General features: G+C 36.9%; 17 protein-coding genes and 1 pseudogene. 1 reads left to right on the forward strand and 17 read right to left on the reverse strand.

Annotated elements, in window-relative coordinates; translation table 11 throughout:
* Nucleotides 1-266: 266 nt before the first annotated feature.
* From RVY80_RS09660 to RVY80_RS09710, 11 genes are all read right to left on the reverse strand, one after another.
* A complete protein-coding gene (locus tag RVY80_RS09660; protein WP_411040810.1) occupies nucleotides 267-941 on the reverse strand; it encodes a recombinase zinc ribbon domain-containing protein in 675 nt (224 codons plus the stop codon).
* A 177-nt stretch (nucleotides 942-1,118) separates the two neighbouring features.
* Nucleotides 1,119-2,165: a PD-(D/E)XK nuclease family protein gene (locus RVY80_RS09670; RefSeq protein ID WP_317330452.1), complete on the reverse strand. Its 1,047-nt coding sequence runs from the start codon at nucleotides 2,163-2,165 to the stop codon at nucleotides 1,119-1,121.
* Between the two features lie 248 nt (nucleotides 2,166-2,413).
* Entirely contained in the window at nucleotides 2,414-2,599 is a 186-nt protein-coding gene (locus RVY80_RS10240; RefSeq protein ID WP_411040811.1) for a DUF4391 domain-containing protein, read from the reverse strand.
* A gap of 15 nt (nucleotides 2,600-2,614) precedes the next feature.
* Complete coding sequence (locus RVY80_RS09675; RefSeq protein WP_317330453.1) at nucleotides 2,615-5,884, reverse strand: helicase-related protein; 3,270 nt, start codon at nucleotides 5,882-5,884, stop codon at nucleotides 2,615-2,617.
* Between the two features lie 35 nt (nucleotides 5,885-5,919).
* Nucleotides 5,920-6,102, reverse strand: coding sequence for a helix-turn-helix domain-containing protein (locus tag RVY80_RS09680; RefSeq protein WP_317330454.1), 183 nt, complete (start codon nucleotides 6,100-6,102; stop codon nucleotides 5,920-5,922).
* An 812-nt stretch (nucleotides 6,103-6,914) separates the two neighbouring features.
* A complete protein-coding gene (locus tag RVY80_RS09685; RefSeq protein ID WP_317330455.1) occupies nucleotides 6,915-8,564 on the reverse strand; it encodes a recombinase family protein in 1,650 nt (549 codons plus the stop codon).
* A gap of 55 nt (nucleotides 8,565-8,619) precedes the next feature.
* The gene (locus RVY80_RS09690) at nucleotides 8,620-8,781 is read right to left on the reverse strand and encodes a hypothetical protein (RefSeq protein ID WP_317330456.1); all 162 of its coding nucleotides are present in this window, start codon (nucleotides 8,779-8,781) and stop codon (nucleotides 8,620-8,622) included.
* A gap of 598 nt (nucleotides 8,782-9,379) precedes the next feature.
* Nucleotides 9,380-9,802: an RNA polymerase sigma factor gene (locus RVY80_RS09695; RefSeq protein ID WP_317330457.1), complete on the reverse strand. Its 423-nt coding sequence runs from the start codon at nucleotides 9,800-9,802 to the stop codon at nucleotides 9,380-9,382.
* A 442-nt stretch (nucleotides 9,803-10,244) separates the two neighbouring features.
* Entirely contained in the window at nucleotides 10,245-11,114 is an 870-nt protein-coding gene (locus RVY80_RS09700) for a ribosomal RNA small subunit methyltransferase A (protein ID WP_317330458.1), read from the reverse strand.
* A gap of 158 nt (nucleotides 11,115-11,272) precedes the next feature.
* Nucleotides 11,273-11,548 carry a CD3324 family protein gene (locus RVY80_RS09705; RefSeq protein WP_317330459.1) on the reverse strand — a complete coding sequence of 92 codons (276 nt, stop codon included), beginning with the start codon at nucleotides 11,546-11,548 and terminating at the stop codon, nucleotides 11,273-11,275.
* Between the two features lie 153 nt (nucleotides 11,549-11,701).
* On the reverse strand, nucleotides 11,702-12,925 hold the full coding sequence (locus RVY80_RS09710) for an MFS transporter (protein WP_317330460.1): 1,224 nt from the start codon (nucleotides 12,923-12,925) through the stop codon (nucleotides 11,702-11,704).
* Between the two features lie 416 nt (nucleotides 12,926-13,341).
* Between RVY80_RS09710 and RVY80_RS09715 the strand changes: the two genes are divergently transcribed.
* Complete coding sequence (locus RVY80_RS09715; protein ID WP_317330461.1) at nucleotides 13,342-13,695, forward strand: helix-turn-helix domain-containing protein; 354 nt, start codon at nucleotides 13,342-13,344, stop codon at nucleotides 13,693-13,695.
* 254 nt (nucleotides 13,696-13,949) lie between these two features.
* Here RVY80_RS09715 and RVY80_RS09720 read toward each other — a convergent pair whose 3' ends face one another.
* From RVY80_RS09720 to RVY80_RS09745, 6 genes and pseudogenes are all read right to left on the reverse strand, one after another.
* Nucleotides 13,950-15,416, reverse strand: coding sequence for a relaxase/mobilization nuclease domain-containing protein (locus RVY80_RS09720; protein WP_459350131.1), 1,467 nt, complete (start codon nucleotides 15,414-15,416; stop codon nucleotides 13,950-13,952).
* A complete protein-coding gene (locus RVY80_RS09725; RefSeq protein ID WP_317330462.1) occupies nucleotides 15,413-16,843 on the reverse strand; it encodes a caspase family protein in 1,431 nt (476 codons plus the stop codon). The genes RVY80_RS09720 and RVY80_RS09725 overlap by 4 nt, the downstream gene beginning before the upstream one ends.
* A gap of 330 nt (nucleotides 16,844-17,173) precedes the next feature.
* On the reverse strand, nucleotides 17,174-17,815 hold the full coding sequence (locus RVY80_RS09730) for an oxygen-binding di-iron domain-containing protein (protein WP_012766294.1): 642 nt from the start codon (nucleotides 17,813-17,815) through the stop codon (nucleotides 17,174-17,176).
* A gap of 238 nt (nucleotides 17,816-18,053) precedes the next feature.
* Nucleotides 18,054-18,509, reverse strand: a pseudogene (locus RVY80_RS09735) (transposase); the annotation flags it as partial.
* Nucleotides 18,510-18,648: 139 nt separating this feature from the next.
* Nucleotides 18,649-19,218 (reverse strand): helix-turn-helix domain-containing protein, encoded by a 570-nt coding sequence (locus RVY80_RS09740; RefSeq protein ID WP_198603983.1) that lies wholly within the window; start codon nucleotides 19,216-19,218, stop codon nucleotides 18,649-18,651.
* An 81-nt stretch (nucleotides 19,219-19,299) separates the two neighbouring features.
* Nucleotides 19,300-19,692, reverse strand: coding sequence for a pyridoxamine 5'-phosphate oxidase family protein (locus tag RVY80_RS09745; RefSeq protein ID WP_000084746.1), 393 nt, complete (start codon nucleotides 19,690-19,692; stop codon nucleotides 19,300-19,302).
* Between the last annotated feature and the right edge of the window lie 130 nt (nucleotides 19,693-19,822).

Consider the following 19,822-nt stretch of genomic DNA (forward strand, 5'->3'; position numbering starts at 1 on the left):
GGAGCACTTTGATTTCGCATCGATCTTCAAATCTTAAGTGTTGTCCTCTTTCGCGAGGTAGGGTATTAATGGTATTATTTAGGTAGTCCATAGTGATTGCCTCCGGTTAATTTTGTGTCGTAGCTTAATTTTACCATTGATGCAATCCTATGGATCTTTTTATTTAGTTTTAGTGTTCAATTTGATTCTACAATTTACGAAAACTATTTTTAAGAAACAAAAAGACCCTACTAGCGATTTTGAACTAATAGGGCATTATTTCTTTTTTATATCTTCACATCAATCTCCATCCCAGATTTAAAGGCAACAGTTACTTTCTCATCATGTACCGTAATCTTTTCTATCAGCTTGCGTACTACCTGCTCGTCATACACCTGTATTGTACCTCTCTGCTCGGCAAGGAACTGCTGCATTTCAGCAATTCGCTGTTTCAAACCTTCTCGTTCTGCATTCTCCGCCATAGCATTCTGCTTTTGTTCTCGCAAAAGGTCTATCTCATCAGCAAGGTCTTCATAATCCTGTCTGGCATTTGCTCGTTTTAGAAGCTCCTGCTGCAGTTCTTCCAGCTTGGCATCAAGGCTTTCCATCGAAGTCTCATCTTCCAAAGCAAGCACCATCGCTATATTTTTTTCCAAGGCAGTAAGCATTTCATCCTTGCCACCAAGCGCCGTGTTGATTGCCTTTATCACAGCGTTCTGCAATTCTTCTTCCTGCACAGTTGGTGCATCGCAGCAGTCAGGGCCATGCTCCACACGGTTTACGCATCGCCATACCGTGGAATGTTTCCCGCGGTTGTTCCAAGCAATCCTTCGATAAATATCTCCACATTTCGAACAATACCCAATACTGGAAAGTGCGTATTTGCTACTGTAAACTCGTTTCTTCCGATTCGCTCCACTGTGAAGGTTAGCTCGTCTGAGCATCTCTTCCTGCACCTGCATATAGAGGTCACGGGGAATAATCGGTTCATGGGAGTGTTCGTCTTATGGTAATACTTTTAGGGCAAAACAAAATTAGCGACCCCATCACTTGCCTTACTTTTCCTTTATAACTGCACCGATTGAAAATAAAAAAGCTGGTTGGCGTGATTACAAAAACCACCTTAACCAGCTCATTTTCTATTCAAATGCACATTCTAAATCCGTATCATCAGTTTCGCGTAAAGGTTCGACAACTCCTATATTATTGCACCATTTTTTATAATCACCATCAACTATGGATTGCATAACTCCTTGCATTAGCTGAATTTTCTCTTTATAGTTTTTTTCATTATATTGTATGTACCCAACCGTCATCCATTTACCTTTGCGGAATGGTTTCTTATTAAATTCAGGGGCCTTACTTTTAAAGTAGTCATATAAATTCCAACGAATAGCTACTGTACTATCAGTGCTTTCAGTTTTAGCCATTTTAACAGCAATTACATTATCTTCTATCTGAAGATATAAATCATCCAATGCTCCACTTTGGAAACAAGCGTCCAACTCTTCACGTTTAAGATAAAACCACCACAATCCCCAAAATCCACTAGATTGATTTGGTACATAACCCCAATCATAATATCTATCCGTTTGAATAATGCCTTCTTTGATTAAATGAGTAAAAAAACCTTTGTACGCATGGTTATAATCTATGCGCCACTCTTCAATAGGAGTGCTCTGATAACTCTTTACATCTTTGTCAATAGCAAGTAAATAGTCATAATAGTCATTGAAAATGTTATTCTGTGATTTATTTATATATTTGCTAAATAATGTGATTAAATCTAGTCTAGTAATATTGACATCAGTTTTTTCATCAAAGGCTTGCTCCACTATTTTATAATAAACACAGATAATATTATCTTTTCCCTTATCTTTTAGTGCCATCCTATATCTTTCAATTTGATCATCATGCTGTCCACTAAATGTCTTATCTTCGATTATAATGTGATACTTACTATTTACCTCTAGCAACACGTCAATATTTTTATACTGCCTCTTTATATCTGTGACAGTAAGGTCTTCTCCTATCCTTATAATTTTTGAAAGCAATTCCTTTGCACAATTCGTCAGTACTACATCTTCATTCAGATGATCCTTATGGGCAAAGTTCATCAGCCAACAAATAAAAGCATCTTGAGATAATTCGCTAGTCGCATACATAAATAAATTATTTTTCTTCATTTTTTTCTCCTCATTTTTTCGAAATATTTTTTTGGATATTTAGATGTATTTCTCATAAAAACCAGCGTTGATTTTATATAAAGTCTGTCTAGAACGAACTTGATAAAAGATACAGGTCAATCTACCATCATCTTATTTTCCCTGATAAATATCGGTATCACCACTATTTAGGCAAATAGAAATATCCAGGACCTAATCTAAATTCTCACTCCTTTCTAGATAATAACTACGAATAGGAGTAGTATATATTACAGAATGCAGCTTAAATAATATTTTGGTTGCAAACTCAGCCTTAGCTCTATCAGGATTATGGTATCTGTAAATAACGACTTATCGCTAGTAGACAGATTAGCATTTTCGTAGAATAGTTTTTTATAAATCGTATTTCCGATAAAGCAGCTATCAGGGATGTTTAGGCACTTGTACATATCCATAACCTATCTCCTCCATTAGCTTTTCAAGACTAAGAATGTTATCAATTCAAAGTCTTCAATGCCGTCAAATAGGCTTTTCTGCATGGTTGTGCCACCTTTGCTAAACAGGCTAGATACTCCAATATCCTGCTTTTTACCTATTATGTTTTCTATCGATGCTTCTAATAAATCCGAGTAATGTTCCATTCTACGACCATCATTGGTTTCTTTGTTAAATTCCTCTACCAGCTCTTTTAACACTTCGCCTTTACCTGAGCATAGCTTTTTATAGTAATCTAATATCTTCTTGGCATGAAGGAAGGATAGCTGTACCTCTCCGTCATCTGTGATATAGACCATATAGTAAGGAAATAGAGGGTTCTGCTCTTTGCTTTGCTCCTTACCCTTAACCTGTCTCAGTGTAAAAATCACTCCCGGCTTTACTATATCTCTGATGCTCTCGTCTATTTTAGCAACGGAATACATTCCATTTGGTGCTTCATCTAAGGCTTTTCTCTTGGTTTTCATATATTCCATTAGTTCAATCTTAAAATCGTTAAAGGTCAAGTCTGTAATTGATATAGCTCCTGATATATCTTCTAGGTCTACAACCTCATTCTGAAGCTTTTTAAGTTGCTTCTTACGGTATTCAAGGTCCTTCATTTCCTTACTTGGATTGTTTTCTATTACATTTTCTTCACCTGTGGCTGACACATCTAATAAAACCATTCTGCCCTTAACTCGCTGTTGAAGGTTTATATACTCGTCCAAGTCCTCGGTTGGCCAAAAATTTACCAGCTTAATATAATTGTTTTGTGAGCCTATACGGTCAATACGTCCAAACCTTTGGATAATCCTTACAGGATTCCAGTGTATATCATAATTTACAAGATAATCGCAGTCTTGTAGGTTCTGACCTTCAGAAATACAGTCAGTTGCAATGAGAATATCAATATATTCATTAACCTCTGGATATACCTTAGAACACTCCTTGGAAATAGGGGAAAACAGAGTTAGAACAGTATTTATTTCAGTCATCTTGATCGTCCTTCTTAGTTCCTTAGGTAAAGGCAAGGTTGAATGGTTATCTCCACTACCTGTTACGATAGCAGAGTAAATACCCTTATTGGCAAATTCCTCGGATAAATGCTTATATAAGTACTTGGCCGTATCTGCAAAGGCTGTAAATATAAGCACCTTTCTGTTTTCTGGGTTTATAGGGTCCTTAATCTTATTCTCTATTAAGCTTCTAAGCTCTATGAGCTTGGCGTCTCTATCAGGTGTTACATTTATGGCTTCCAAAAGAATAGTTTCCAACTTGTCCTTGTCAGCAAGGAGGTCTTGCCTCCACTTTATAAGGTCCATATCCTGCAGTAAAACCTTGACATTGTTACCAAACATAAGATTCTCATATTCAGGGTCGTCTATATCTATATCACTAATATCCATCTCAGCATCATAATCCAGCCGACTTTGCTCTATGGCCTCAAGGGTTTTGTCTATCTTATAAAGAATATTCTCAACAGTTAAAGCAAAGGAATTGATTGAGCTTTCCATTCTTTTCAATATTCCAACACGCATTAGACCAACTAAGCTTTGCTCCCTATCGGTCTGTCTAAAGACACTATTGTTCGTGCTAACTGTCATATCATACTTTCTCTCATAAGCAGCTCTCTTCTCGGGAAGAACATAGCCCAAGGGTGAATAGACACACAGGGTAAGCTTTTTAATAAGTCTATTGATTTCCTCTATAGGTGGAAATTCACCTTTAGTATCAATGATAGGATACCTGTTCTCAGGGGTTAGTCTGGTGGGGAACTTGCCTATTTCTTCTAAGTTGTAATACTTCTCTATATGCTTTCTTGAACGGGCAATAGTTACTGTATCAAGTAGCTTAAAGTAGTCTAAGTCCATCATATTGACAAAGGTTTCTGTTGTTCTTTCAGGGTCAGGAAGTTCAGACCACCTATTAAATACAGCTTGAGCCTTCCTAAGTATAAGTTCAAGGTTATCTAAACCAACACTGGCAAAGGCGTCATTTCTGCCCTCTGTTATAAATGCTATCTGGTTCTTAATATCGTTCATCTTATTGTTTACAGGTGTTGCAGACAGCATTAAAACCTTGGTCTTAACGCCAGCCTTTATAATATCATTCATAAACCTCTCATATCGAGTGATACGCCCTTTGACTGGTGGATTGTTTCTAAAGTTGTGGCTTTCATCGATTACAACAAGGTCGTAGTTAGACCAATTAAGGGTAGCAAGGTTAATCTCTCCAGAGTAGCCACTTGTACGACTAAGGTCAGTATGATTTAGAACATCGTAATTGAACCTATCACCAGAAAAGATATTCCTTTTATCATTCATGGTATATACAGTCCAGTTTTCACGAAGCTTCTTGGGTACGATAACTAGAACCCTATCATTTCTTAATTCATAATATTTAATAACTGCTAGAGCAGTAAATGTTTTACCTAGTCCAACACTGTCAGCGATGATACACCCATTGTACTTCTCAATCTTATCAATGGCTCCCATAACACCGTCTTTCTGGAACTTATACAATTTATTCCAGATAGAAGTTTCCTTGAAACCTGTACGGCTTTTAACAATGTTATCTTCGGTTAGTTCGTCAAGATAGTTATTGAATATATTGTAAAGAGTAACAAAGTAGATAAACTCAGGGGTATTCTCTTTATAAAGGATACGCATTTGCTCAAGAACCTTGTCTTTTACATCTTGAACAGCAGTGTCATCCTCCCAAAGCTCATTAAATGTTTGCAGGAAGCTCATAGTATAGTCTTTGCCGTACAAACACATATTGCTGTCTAATCTATTGGAAGGAGTGATACCCAGTCCATCAGAAGTAAAGTCAACTGTTCCATTTATTGAAACATTATCCTCAGGATTTTCTATATACACAAGTCTTGGTTGGGCTGGATTCGCTTGCCTTAAAGACTTGATTTCTGCTTTCTTTTCTAGCCACTGGGCACATTCTTTGGCTATGGCCGCCTGCTTCATTTCATTCCTAAGTTTTATTTCAAATTCATTTCCTGACATTTTCTTTTCGGGATTACGCTCTATGTAATATTCCCGAATAAGCTCCTGGTCCTTATGTACAAAGGTAGGCTCTGTAAAAATGAACCTCATATTCTCTATCTTGCTAAGTTCCTTTTTAAGTTCTGCATAGGCATAAATTGTAAAGTAAGCGGATATAACAGATAGCTTTGAACCCTTATTTAGTTCCTCTTTTAACTCATCTACAACCCTATGTTTCTTATTATCCAAAATCTTAGGTGGCTTCATATAATCTACCCTCCGACCCTATTTATCGTAAACCATTATTCATTAGCTTCTTTCTTTGTTTTTCTTCTATCCGCAGGTTTTGTAGAATCCTTGGGTATGACCCATACATCACTAAGTTTAAATGCTCCTTCAATCCTGCCTTCCTCACAAAGTAGTTGAACTCTCCGTCTTGATATATTCCACTTCTCAGCTACTTCCTTGGCTGATAAATAATCCATAATAAACACCTCCAATTAAAGAAGTCCTTTTATGATATAATATTCCACTGTACGAATGATATCAAGTATAATAATTTACTTTATAACTACCTCAAAACAAAAGCCCTGTCATATCATTCTTACTCCATTCTAACCTAATACGGTAAACCACCGTTTCAGCTTATATCCCACTTTAAAAGAAGTAATTTCCCTTTCTACCCCTAATATCAATATAACTCTATCAATCTAACTATACTCTATATAGTTAGGTTGTCTTTATAACAAGTCTAGACTTTTCATTTTTGCTATTCTAGAATTATCAAAATCACCATTCTTGACTTGTCCTTTTGACAAGTCTGAAAGCATAAACGCAAAAATCAGCAGGTTTTTTATCCTTGCTGATTCTTAACTGTCCTTATTTTCTTGTGTCTCCACTAACTAGGTCAACCACCACCGAAACATTGAAATGCTTTTTTAGCACTTTTCGCTTGTTATTTTGGTCATCTTATTCAAATGCAAAATAGTCATGAAAGAGCTTAAATCTCAGAATCTCTACGGATTTTCCCTTTGTAGTAACGCTATGCACTCAACATGTTTTGAGATGAAGGGATAGCTGTCAATAATTAAAAACCTAAATATTCTTAGTTGAAGTTCTCTTTGAGGGAACATATCCACAGTGGACTTTAGTATGTGGGAACATATCCATTATTATATCAATTATTATGCCAGGGGGGGCTTTTGTTATTCCTCATTGTTTCCACCACGCGAGTATGGATCCTTATCTTTCCATTTAACACTACCATCTTTATAATGATAATGTTGTCCATGTCCTCTCACGTGGAGACGTGCGTACTTTTATCCCACAAAAACCCACAAACATCTCCACCATCTTTATAAACAGGAAAATTGAATAAAATAGACTTCAAAGGCAATTCAGCCTCGTCACATGGGAAAATCTCTATTTCTTTGATTAACGAAGAAATCAGAGATTTTTTCTCTTCCTCGCTGATTTTATCATATACCTTATCAAAGTTTTCTAGTAGCGTGTAGATGTTTTCCAAGGTGATGGCATCTTGCTCCACGGCTTTGCGGCGTAGCTTTACATCCTCAATCTTTTCTTCAAGCTCTACGATGGTGTCATACAGCCCATCAAGACGGAGGGTCATATCGTGAAGCTTGCGTTCTCTAAAACGGGAATCTTCCGGCAGGCTGTCAATTTCATTTTCAAGACGAGTTTTATTGAGTTCTACTTCTCTAAGTTTATTTTCATAGTTTTTGAGTTCTCTGTTTAAAGTGGAAGTATCAATTTCCTTGCCGATCCTTGATTTGATTTCTGCCGCAAAATCCTGATTTTTAATTAGCTCTCTGATAGCCTCAATGACAAGCGGCTCAATATCAGTTTTTTTGAGCATGGCTTTATAATCACAACTTTTCCCCCGTGCGGTGCGAGCCTTACTGCACACATAATAGTAAATCTCTTTATATGTACCGTCTTTGTTTGTCCAAGCGTGTTTATTGGTGTACATTGGGCCACCACATTTTGGGCATTTCAATATACCGCTTAATAAGTGCGCCCTATCCCGACCAATCTTAGACGGGGATTTAATGCCCGTTAAATCTCGTTTTTCATGTGCCTTATTCCAAAGCACCTCATCTATAATAGCCTCGTGCTGACCGTCTGCAATAATGTATTCATCTTGGTGTACTTGGCGGTATTCATTTTTAGTGCCCTTGACCTTTTCTCTTGTCCGTCTGCCAAAAGCGATTTTTCCAGTGTACACAGGATTGTCGATTATCATTCTGACAAAATGAGTACTCCATTGTGAAAGAGTACCGTTGGCACGTTTGATTTTTGGAATACCCTGCAAATTTAGATAGTTTGCAATTTTATAAAATCCCATATTGCCATTTACATATTTATCAAAGATAATTCGTATCGCTTCTGCTTCATTTTCTTGGATATAGAGCTGCTTATCTTTAAGGTAGTAGCCATAAGGAGCAAACCCACCGTTCCAGCCACCTTGACGGGCTTTTTCTTTTCTTCCGTTCATTGTCTGCTCTATGATATTTTCACGCTCTATTTCAGCAACGGCAGACAACACAGAGATTAGTAGTTTTCCGCTTGTCTGCGAGGAATCAATTCCTTCCTCGATGCAAATTAAGTTTACGCCAAAGGATTGAACGTGTTCCAAAGAATTTAAAATATCGGCTGCATTTCTGCCAAAGCGGGAGAGCTTATAGACTAAGATGTAGTCAATTTCCAAACCATTTTCAATATCATATAGCATTTGTTTAAAAGCAGGTCTGCCCTCAATGGATTTGCCGGATTTACCAGCATCTTCGTAAATATCTACAATCTCCATTTCTTCTCTGTCTGCAAAACGTCTTAAGCTGTTTTTTTGCCCGTCTAAGCTGAATCCATCAACTTGCATTTCAGTACTTACACGAGGGTAAAGCACACATTTTTTTCCACTCCGATTCATAATAGTTGACCTCCAATCAATGATTGGAAAACATCAATCCATAAACACTGCTCTTTTAGACAACACGATTAATTTCATCTAAAACCTCTGAACCATGTTTTTCAATAATCTGTGAAAGTACATTGATAAAATCCTGATATGCCTTGGTTTTCTCATAAGATTCAGGTGGTGAAACATTAGTAGCAGTAGGATTAGGTGCATTCTTGATATTTTCCATTCGCAATCACCTCCAAGTGTATTGCTTATATAAAGTATAAGCGTATCGACGATTTATGAAAAGTTTGTCACTGCATCATTTATAGTAAAACCAAGCACACCGCAAATTTGTTTAAAACAAAAGTGCGGTGCGGTTAGTTTTATCTGTCTGCCATATTTGCCACGCACCCCGGCAAGGGGATATTTTGAGCTGCCATTAGCTTGGCATCATAGTCCCAAGGTACTGTATATGCTTGTCCCAAAAGCTACGCATACCGCAGGAACTCCCCCTCAAGTCTGTGGGAGGTCGTGAGAAAGTATCATTATCCCTTATGTGTGTTATTGCGGCGAACGTGCTACTGTTCGGTCTAATGGCTGCATTTATCGCTCCAACTGCTGTAATATCCATGCGCATAAAGGCTCTCATCAATTATTTGGTTTCCTTTTTTGGCAAGGGTGTTACAACGGTCATCATGGCGCTGCCCATTATATCGCTTTGCTTTTCAGCCACATAAGTTTCGTACTCAAAATATCGTATATTCAGTTGTCAAGGAACATAGGGAAGGATTTTACCTTCCTCTATATACCCTGACTTTTTTTCATAGAAAACGGAACATGCTTTAGAGGAAACTTTTTAAATATTTTTCTATGGTATGTAAACCTCTTTCTATACCAATGCGGACAGCTTTTTCACTTACCCCTTCTGCTTTTGCAATAGCTGTCTTGCTCATGCCCATAAAATAATGAGCATATATTCGCTTTGCCTGCTTGTCCGGCAGAGAAGCAATGGCGGCGTGAAGTTGCTGGTTTGTAAGCTTACGTTCGTAGATTTCATCGGGTGAGAGAGAAACAAACAAGATGTCATGCTCAATTCCATCTTCACGGTCAAGAGAGTAGTGGGCTTTGTAGCGGTATTTCTTTCTCTCATATGTTGCCTCAGCTCTTGTGGATTCCTCAAAAATAGCGAATAGCTCATCAGGCACTTCAACAAAATTGTCTTGTGTATAGTAGGGGTAATAATCTTTCAAATTAATTGTTTTCATGGTTTTACCATCCTTTCGATTTTTGGTTTGCTGAAATCTAAAGGACAGCGGTGGAGATCGGCAGTGAGTCACTATAAACGCAAAAATGCCCGACTGAAAATACAGTCGGGCATAAGTGGAAATATTAACATTTACTTTATGATGTGTGTGTTCATATCGGTAGCTGTAATATCCCGCTGGTGGGTGTAGGTTTTTTTTGATGAATAGGAATTGGGTGGCGCATGAGAGTTAAAAATAAGCATGGCGATACCTCCTTTGATACCGCCACATCTTGTTCAAAGCAAAGACCTATTTAATAAAGCAAAATGACGGCTCTGATTTTTCAAAGCCATCCTGAGATAGCAATAGGCGTAGGGATATGTCTACTGTACGACGGCTTTTTTTCTTTACCGTTATCCAGTAGATATATATTATTAATAGACTAGTTATGTACCTTTGTAATTTATTCTCTGCTTCTAAATTGCTTTTTTAGTTTGAAATCTTGTAAAAGATATTGTCTGTATGAGCCCGTCACTTGCGATTTCTTTTCGTCACTGACATACTGTAAAAAGCATTTAAATAATATTATCCATTCCTCATATGCTATTGCAGAGGTCTGATAATTTGATATTCCATGTCTTATTCTCAGTTCTTTTAATTGTCTGTGCGAAAAGATCCTCTTGGGAAAGGTTCTATTATTTTTATAACAATAGCAAATAAAATCACGATATAGCTCAAATTCTTTCATGGTAAATTCGTCAAATTTGCGCTTTTGAATATGCAACAAAACAATATCCACATTTGGTTTTGGAGAAAAATCATTGCGAGAAAACCGGTGCATAATCTTCATATTAAATTTGGGCTTAAGTAAAAGAGATTTTAATGTAGTTTCCATTGTTCCGCTATATTTTATAGCTGCCTGTTTTTGTAATATTAAATAAGTATCAAGAGGCGGATTCTTTGCTTGTGTAATCTTATTAAAAATATCTGATGTAATAAAAAAAGGGATATTAGAAAAAACCTTATAGCTTCCGTCTGGCAAAGGTAATTCCATAAAGTCACCACGAAGCAAAGTGAATCTTTTTTCATTGCTAAACCGCTTTTTAAGATACAATATGTTTTTTTCATCCAATTCAACAGCAGTAACCTTACAACCCATGTTAAGTAGTGCTTTTGTTAATATTCCTTTTCCTGCTCCAATATCAAATACCGCATCATTTGAATGGATGTTTGACTGTTGGAGTAATCTATCAATCAATCCTTCACTAATTAAGTAATTTTGAGAATAATGAATAGGTAGTGAATGATTAATCTCTCTATTATCGCCAGACAAAACAACACCTCCATCCTGAACAAATATCTAAAATTGCTTAGCTGCAATACACCTTATTATATTTTTAGCATACCATTCAGGGCTGGAAATTGATTCCTCCATCTTATTTGGCAAAAAAAGAAGCGCCATAAGCTATCAGAGGCTTAGGCGCTTTAGTGTTATTCAGTGGATTGTCGTGAATACACAATTTTCTGTATAGTTTTTTCTGCCAAAAAGTATTTTTGAGCTAATTCGGACACGGTTAATCCATTTTGATGTTCAAGCCTTATTTGTTGGTTACGAGATGACACCAATTGCTTAGTATCAGTATTGCTTCCCCATTTTTTACGACTATCCGGTTTTTTGGGAATATAGACCTTAACACCGTCAACATATTCTTGAATTTGCTCGACAATTTCTTTTGGCAAAACGTCATATATATTAATATAGCTCATTTTGCATCTCCTAATCACTCTATGTTATTTAGGATTAGCAAAGGCTATTTTTCAGTTGCTCACTTTTAGCGTGCAATAGCCCCTGCTATTGCACAGAAATAATTACTCCCATCGTGAATCTGCCCTCCTTTACTCAATTTAGCATAGGCTGTTTTATACAGTACGATTATCAAGTGACTGTACTACGGGAAGTACAAATACCAAAAATGATATGGCTATAATTCCTATTCCAGAAATCAAAAACCATTTTTCAACACCTATTTGTTCTGCAAAAAGACCAGAACACAATAAACCCAAAGGCATTGCGAATGACATTACACTTCCAAGCAAAGAAAAAACCCTCCCTAAATATTCAGGTTTAATTTTCTCTTGGAACAGGGCATTTTGCACACCATAAAATGGAGCTGACACTCCCATAACCATGCAGGATATCGCAAAGGCAATGAAAGCATTTGGTGGAAGTATTCCAGATATGGTAACACTAATTCCCATCATAAGAACCGATATCCCAATGGTAAAAGTACGTTTCTTAAAACCACCCCAAACGCTTAATATGACCCCTCCTACCAACATTCCAATAGCAAAGGCGATTTCCGCTATTGAAGCATGAGTAGGTGTTCCGCCGAAATATCCCATACTCATCAGCGGATATAGCGCACTAATCGGCATATAAAAAAACATATATAATGCGCCAATCCAAAGCAAAGCAAACAGACCTTTATTCTCTTTTAAGACAACGTACCCCGCTTTCATTTCCTGCATGACATTTTCTTCTTTATCAATGCTGCTTGATGATGGATTAGGAATTGTAATAATCGCTACGGAAATACAAGCTATAATCGCACCGACAATATCAAGTATAACGATATGATTCAGATTCCAAACAGTATATAAAAACGCGGCAGCAGCAGGACTAATGATTGACCCTATGGCTTGTATAGTTTGGCTATAACCCGCACACTTTGTCAGTTGATCTTCTGGCACAAGCAGTGGTGTAACTGCATTCAATGCTGGCGAATGAAACGCTGTTCCCATACTTCGGACAAATAAAACCGCCATGATTACCCATATTGGTAAGTCCATATAGAGAGTAACAATTGCTAATATCCCTCCAGCCACAGCAATAACTAAGTCTGCGCCAATCATTACTTTCTTTCGGCTATGCCGGTCAACAAAAACGCCAGCAAAAGGTCCTATAAGTGCTTGCGGTAAGAAGCCAATCAGTGTTGCTATGGATAACACCATTGCAGAACCTGTTTTTGCTGTTAAATAAAAAATAATTGACATTTGCAAAATTCCACTACTAATAAGGGAGAATCCTTGCCCAATCAATATAGTAAAATAATCTTTCTTCCATGAATTTTTATTTCGTTGCATATATTTATTCCTCCAAACATTTTTATTGCATAACTCATTGTTTTTTGTGCAATAAAAAATGCAGGTTAACACCCACACAAGGGCATTAATCTGCATTACTACAAAACAAGGCAAACCAACATTATGCGACTATACAGTCGCATAATGTATAAGCACGTGTTTATTCGTAAACGCAAGCGAAAAAAGCCCACAATGTGGATAGATAGTTCTGCTTTTTTATTGCTTTATTTGCGTATACGAATTAACACACGTAAGCCTCCTTTTTTGTTCAAATTTATAACAGTGTATCACGGTTGTTTTTTTATGTCAAGATAAAAGCAAAGTAAAAATATGCTTTATTTAAGTCAGTACCATGATGTGTGTAATCATATCTAAGGGAGTAAGGTGAACAGTAAAATGTAATAGGGTGAAATAATATGAAGCAGGAAAAAATCAAATATGATTTTAAGGCTTTCGGTCAAGCCATAAAAGAAGCTCGAAAGGTAAAGGGATTATCAAGAAATGAGTTAGCAGACCAAATGAACATTGCCCCTCGATATATTGCGTCCATTGAAAACAGCGGACAGCACCCAAGCCTTCAAATCTTTTATGAACTTGTTACTCTTCTAGATGTATCGGTAGACCAATTCTTTTTTCAAAATAAAGAAACAGATAAATCCACGCAGCGCAGACAGCTTGATAGTCTGCTCGATGATCTAAGCGACAAGGGATTGCAAATCGTCACCGCTACCGCAAGAGAGATAAAGGAAGTCGAAACAAAGGACAGATGAATGTCCAAAATACAATTAAATATGGAATGAGAAACGTTGCAACCAATGCGGTTTTGCAGCGTTTTTCTTTTAACATTTTAATAGAATTAGCGCTTTTATAGTTGTAGGTGTAAATGTTGAAGTAAAGTGGCAAGCAGGGCAAGGTGGTACACACCTTGCGATTTTGCTTGTTGGGGACTCTCCCCAATCCCCACTAAACACACAATAAATTGTGTGGCTACGCTCCCTTTGGGAGCTGAAAACCATAGGATGGGTTATCTCTGTTCCAGTGGTTTTTCTTTCTCTTTTTCAGGCGTTTCGCTTTGTAAAAGTCGATCAATATTAGCCTTCGCAGTCAACACTTCCTGCATTTCTTTTTTTGCATTGTGGTATGATCCATAGGCTTTTTTCTTTTTGGCAAGTAGCTCAGCATACTCCGCTTGTAAATCTTTAACAGTTGGTAGCTTTTTCATCCCAAGTTCATCGAAAGTCGCTTTAGCTGCCTTGTGTAAAAGCAGGTCGGCAGTGTGCTCTTCATAGAATTTTTTGGAGTAGCCTGCCTTACGGTAGGCAGTATAAACATCACGGGTTTTTGCGTAATTGATGATATGAGCTTTGAGTATGGCGATCTCTGCCATGCGCTTTTCCGCAGTCTTGATTTCTGAAGAGAGCTGATTGAAATTGCTGGTGGCAGTCTGCGATTTTTCCTCTAAATCCTCATAGGCAAGAAGCTTGTTTTCCGTTAAAAAGTTGATAGTATGTGCCATTTGCTTGAGGTTGAAGATTTTTGCCCACTGCTCATAGCCTGCACCCTTGCCGGCTTGCAATTTTGCCTGTATATCTACAAGTAAATTAACACGAGGCTGTGGCTTTTGGCTGGGGTGCTTTTTATTAGTTTGAGATTTCTCGCCACTGATAACCGACTTGATTTCTTCTTCCGAATAATCATTACCGAGAGAACGCAGGCGAATGAATTTCTTCTGATTTTTTCCCTTGAAGGACAGGTGGGTTCCTTGTTTTATTTCAAAGCCTGCCAGTTTCATTTCTTCCAAGAAAACTGAGAAATTCGCAGGTTTTTTTGTAAGAATTTCGTCAATAATCTGGCGTATATTTTCAGAGTGGGAGAGTGGTTTCTTATCGCCTAACCACTTGCCATAATGATTCTTTCCACGCTTAGGTTTTTCAATGATAGACAGACTGTTTTCGAGGCAGAGGCGATCAGAAATTTTGCGGACTGCTTTTCCAGAGCCTAAAAAATCCCTGAACTTTTTTGTGCAGTCCAAGGAAGTGGAATTAAAAATAATATGATTGTGAATATGGGCTTTGTCAATGTGGGTTGCAACAATAAAAGCATGATTGCCTTTCGTAAAGCTCATACCTAATTCATAGCCGATTTTGTTGGCAAGCTCCGGTGAAACCTCATCCGGCTTAAAGGATTGGCGTATCTGATATGCTATCACATCGTTCTCTTGCTGCCTGCCTTTAATATCAGAATACTGCCTTTTTGAAAGGAGGAATTCACCCTGTATGGTTTTGGGGTCGCACTCATAAGAGCTGATAAATTCGCCATCGCTTGTCTTGCTTGGGTTTTTCGCATAATCAGTACGATCAGCAAGACAAGCGGCAATGGATTTGCCTTTGTTTTGGTGCATGGAAATTAATCGTGTGGTAGCCAGGATAACACCTCCTTTGGGCAAGAAAAAAGAGCTGCCGTGTGGCAACTCTTTAGTAGAATTTTTCATACTAGTTTTGGCTCATTATTTGTAATAACAAAATTGAAGTTTAAACTTGCTGTGTTGCCACTTATAGGGTCAAATTTAACATTTTGACCAGTTAAATTTCTATTGCGCTCTCCAAATACTCCTTTGACTGAAGGCGGTAACACACTGTTAATGGGACATGATATTTCTAAGCGATACAGACCATCATCTATAATGGATGAATTATTTGAAAACCCATCAGAGGTTGCTATTCCTGATGATACAGATGCCTTTGATTGTGCATTGTAATTTTTCCCTTTCAGTGTAAAAATCAATGGTGTTTCATCGGGGAAATTGGATGTTAGAACTATATATAACTTTTCAGCATTAAAAGCACATTGAATATTACCTTCAAGATTTATTTCATGCCCGACGGAAGGCATCATTGGCATTAATTCATCAGACAATGGCAAAGGGTCACCCATTTCCACATAGTTATCCTTATAGTACCAACGTCCATTTTTTCTCGCAAATCCCCATGATTCAAGATAATTTATGTTAAGCTGATCTATTGTGTTGTCAGAAAAAACTGTTCCATTCTTCTTGTAATCAATTCTTGAAAAAGCTCTCAACAATTTTATGATTGGGATGTTAAATTTGTTATAACCATCGACATATGGCATACACTCTATATCATTAATATCCTCTGTTACCTTAGCATAATAATCCCCTTTCTCCTTAATAAAAGCATAAATATCAGAATCGGAAACATCAGGCACTACTGGCATTTCTTTGACCGAAAAATAGAAATCACCTACAAGCGATGAATGCTCCCACGATATTTGTTCATCATTTGACAATTCCATAACATTTTTTCTTACGGATTTAAACATCTCTTCGATTTTTAGATTAGGAATTTGCAAAGCATCTTTCAGTACCCCTGTATATAATCCATTGCTTCCATCTCCGTCTGATGCACTATTATCTGGGCTCGTAGAATAAGCAATAATTGTTCCTTTGGGTTGATATGTAAATGGTGCAAATCCAGAAATAATATCTCGACTGGATACTGAATAGGGATTATCTCGACAAGCATCCAAAATACAAATATTTGTTTTTCCTTTGTAATGTGATATTCCTTCTAAATACTTATTTATGTTAAAACACGATAGCATAGTTTTTGCCTTGTCTTTTAGCTCGCAGTCTGTTGGTACCAAGAAGTTTATTCCATCAATTTGCATACCATGTCCGGCAAAAAAGAATAATCCAGTTGAAAATTCGTCAAGTTTAAGAAGATAATCTCTAACTGCTGTTTCCATTTTACTGATGTTCAAATCAAGATAATAATCAACCTCAAAGCCAAGTGTACTTAAAATACTTGCTATGTCGGTAGCATCATTTTGGGGATTTTTTAGCGTTCCAACACGCTGATATTTCGAGTTTCCAATTATCAAAGCTAAACGGTCCATATTTCCTCCTAAAACTCTTAAATCATTCAAGAAATTTCAATATATATAAATCATATTATACCAGAAAAGGGAGCTTTCGAAGAAAAATTAGCTGGATTAAATATTACCCATATAATGCGCCTACTTATCAGCCTTTGGGACGTTGGGACGGTATTTTTCACTATATACCCCCAAGTTTTTAGACATGAAAAAAGCTCGATATATTATAAATATATCGAGCCTTTAAGTTACTGTTTTTCAATATCGTTCAAAATCTTGATAATTACAGTATACGGTTTTATGAAGTGGTATATTTGCAAATGCTTATTTTGCAAGGTCTATTTGCTTGATTTATCCTACAATCGTAATGCAAAACCCATGACCGGAAGCAACGAACTTAGGTTCAATCTCACTCAAATCCGAGGATAGCTTTTGTCCGGATTCTTGATTGGGCAATGTATCTGCGCCGCTTGATTTTACCGCTGCGTCCCAACTGCTTTCGATAACTTGTCCGTGATTCTCACCCATGCCGAACATGAGGTCGCTGCTAAAGAAAATACCACGTTTCTTTTCAAAAAATAAAAGTCCTTCCCACATATGCATTTCAGATGGGTAACTGATAGCTTGAAATTCAAAATCATCTCCGGCAAATATTTCATTCGGCTTTTTAATAAGCACATTGTTAGTAATACCAAACCCCATCAGTTGTCTTGCTGTGGTTTCGGAACAAACCGCGACAGCTTCGGGATGTTCTTTGAGAACCAAAGCAAGTCCGCCACATTCGTCTGATTCAAAATGAGAAATTAGAATGTATTTTATTTTGCGTTCACCGAGCAACTCTTGCAACTTAGGAATGGTAGTTTGCGCTTGTGATACGGCTCCGGTCTGAATGAGAACAGGCTCATTTGTCATCAATAAGTATTGGTGCATTGAAAGCTTAATCGGCTCCATTACCTCTGTAAATTGGTATAAATCTTTGATAATCTCTGTCATTGTCAAAACTCCTTTTTCTATTTATAGTCTAACCTAAATTCCACGTGTGTTTTTTATTAGCTTCAAAAATCACTATTTCACGAAGAATTTAGACTGCTTCTCACACATTGTAACATTATTTACAACCACCTTTCAATCATTTTTGATAAATCATTGATTTCATCTTTGCTGCAATGATACTTAATAAACTCTGCAAGTTATCCACAGAGAACACTCAATTTTATTGATGATATTCTTATTATACCAGACATTTTTCATACACTCCCTTGTACGGATAGTTTTCCGACAACTTCATGATTACATATCTTGCGGTTTTGATTATTTTTGCTGCAAGAAATACATACTTCAAACGAAAGGTCTTTATTTGCTGTCTGTATTCTGAAGAGTCCAAGGAATCAAACTTGAACAACAAAAATAGGTTATATGAAAGCATCATCATTTGAAACACGGCTTCATTCGCCCAAAATGACTTTAGCAAGAGATGACCCACCGCCATGTCGTATTTGGCTTCTTTGATATAGTTTTCAGCATTACCACGCTTTTCATAGTATATAACTACTTTTTCAGAAAGCAAGGTAGTATTTGTTACAAAGAAAAAGTAGTCGTATTCGGAACCTTCTAAAAGTGATAATTGTGCTCTTTCTTTTTCTGGTTTCAGTACGCGAGATACGACAAATCTTCTGTCTTTTTCCCATTTAAGCCAAAATCTTTGTTTTTCTTTCTGATATCAAGAATTTTTTGTTCAAGTTTCTCGTTTGGATTTTCTCTATCAAAAAGTTTTCTCCAATACATATATGTCGCTTTTGGAAATCCTGTAACTGCGAGAATATTTTTTAGTTTGAAGTCTCCTCGGAGGCTGTGGATGATTCTCGCTGTTTTTTCAGAAGAGCTTCCTCCTCTAAACGCAGCCTCCTCAGTTCTTTTAAATAGGCGTTCTCGATTCTTAATTTAAGATTTTCATCTTCAAGTTGTTTCAGATATTCTAAATCGCTATTTTGCTTATCATTCAATAATGGAGATTTATCTTTTGCTTTATTCAATTTCTTTTGCCGTCCTTTACTCTTTACTTTCAAAGCATCAGGACCAGCAATTCTATGATCGTTTACCCACCTGGCAATTAGAGGTGGATTATTTATCCCTACAGATAAAGCTAACTCCTGATATGAAACTTCTGTTGTTAAATATAACTCTACTACATGAAGCTTAAATTCGAAAGAGTAACTTTCATTTTTTCTTGATCGCATCAAACCATCTTTTCCAAACGCTTTATATGCAAATACCCATTTTTCAATATCCCTTTTTGAAGGTACTCCATATTTTTTTGAAAGATATCTATAACCGCCTTCTCCATCTAAATATGCTTGAACAACTTGTAACTTAAATTCATAACTGTATTTTGCCATAAAAAATGACCTCCCATAAGTTAGATTTTTGGTCTAACTTATGGGGGTCAGTTCATTCTACACTTGGGCTGCATGTTTTGATTAATTATCTAATATCTCCGGATCTCCTGTAAAGGAATATAAAACTGCCTGCATGTTTTTCAAATAAAATACGGTGAATTTCCCATCATCAGCGCTATACATATCTCTCAAAGGCGGATTTGCTTCAAGCATTGCTTCCCTTGCTTCCACGGTATCATCAATTACGGCTTCGCCGGTGAGCCGAATCCATTTTCCTTTTGCCATACCTGAGACTTCCACCTTTGAATTTGCCAATAACTGCTGATAAACTTTTTTCTGATTGGTTGTACCAAGATAGACCTTGCCATTCCTCTCCATGGCTGCACCAAACGGTCTGACCCTTGGCTGGTCTCCTTCAACGGTTGCAAAATAATAAGTTTTTGCTTCATTTAAAAAATCAACAACTTGACTCATCCTTTTTTACCTCCATAAATAAATTTTTCTTTACTTTTCTTTGACCTAAATTCCACGTGCATTTTTTATTAGCTTAAAAGAACACTATTTCACGAAGAATTTAAACTGATACTCCCACATTGTAACATTA

This window comes from Veillonella absiana, assembly GCF_032970865.1.
In the GTDB taxonomy this organism is placed as follows: Bacteria; Bacillota; Negativicutes; order Veillonellales; family Veillonellaceae; genus Veillonella; species Veillonella absiana.

Coding starts and splice junctions, on each gene's coding strand:
- RVY80_RS09670 (WP_317330452.1), bottom strand. CDS start 2,165: ATGAAGAAAAATAATTTATTTATGTATGCGACTAGCGAATTATCTCAA.
- RVY80_RS09740 (WP_198603983.1), bottom strand. CDS start 19,218: ATGGCAAAATACAGTTATGAATTTAAGTTACAAGTTGTTCAAGCATAT.
- RVY80_RS09730 (WP_012766294.1), bottom strand. CDS start 17,815: ATGACAGAGATTATCAAAGATTTATACCAATTTACAGAGGTAATGGAG.
- RVY80_RS09745 (WP_000084746.1), bottom strand. CDS start 19,692: ATGAGTCAAGTTGTTGATTTTTTAAATGAAGCAAAAACTTATTATTTT.
- RVY80_RS09720 (WP_459350131.1), bottom strand. CDS start 15,416: ATGAAAAATTCTACTAAAGAGTTGCCACACGGCAGCTCTTTTTTCTTG.
- RVY80_RS09675 (WP_317330453.1), bottom strand. CDS start 5,884: ATGAAGCCACCTAAGATTTTGGATAATAAGAAACATAGGGTTGTAGAT.
- RVY80_RS09695 (WP_317330457.1), bottom strand. CDS start 9,802: ATGAAAACAATTAATTTGAAAGATTATTACCCCTACTATACACAAGAC.
- RVY80_RS09685 (WP_317330455.1), bottom strand. CDS start 8,564: ATGAATCGGAGTGGAAAAAAATGTGTGCTTTACCCTCGTGTAAGTACT.
- RVY80_RS09690 (WP_317330456.1), bottom strand. CDS start 8,781: ATGGAAAATATCAAGAATGCACCTAATCCTACTGCTACTAATGTTTCA.
- RVY80_RS09715 (WP_317330461.1), top strand. CDS start 13,342: ATGAAGCAGGAAAAAATCAAATATGATTTTAAGGCTTTCGGTCAAGCC.
- RVY80_RS09710 (WP_317330460.1), bottom strand. CDS start 12,925: ATGCAACGAAATAAAAATTCATGGAAGAAAGATTATTTTACTATATTG.
- RVY80_RS09680 (WP_317330454.1), bottom strand. CDS start 6,102: ATGGATTATTTATCAGCCAAGGAAGTAGCTGAGAAGTGGAATATATCA.
- RVY80_RS09705 (WP_317330459.1), bottom strand. CDS start 11,548: ATGAGCTATATTAATATATATGACGTTTTGCCAAAAGAAATTGTCGAG.
- RVY80_RS10240 (WP_411040811.1), bottom strand. CDS start 2,599: ATGGATATGTACAAGTGCCTAAACATCCCTGATAGCTGCTTTATCGGA.
- RVY80_RS09660 (WP_411040810.1), bottom strand. CDS start 941: ATGCAGGTGCAGGAAGAGATGCTCAGACGAGCTAACCTTCACAGTGGA.
- RVY80_RS09725 (WP_317330462.1), bottom strand. CDS start 16,843: ATGGACCGTTTAGCTTTGATAATTGGAAACTCGAAATATCAGCGTGTT.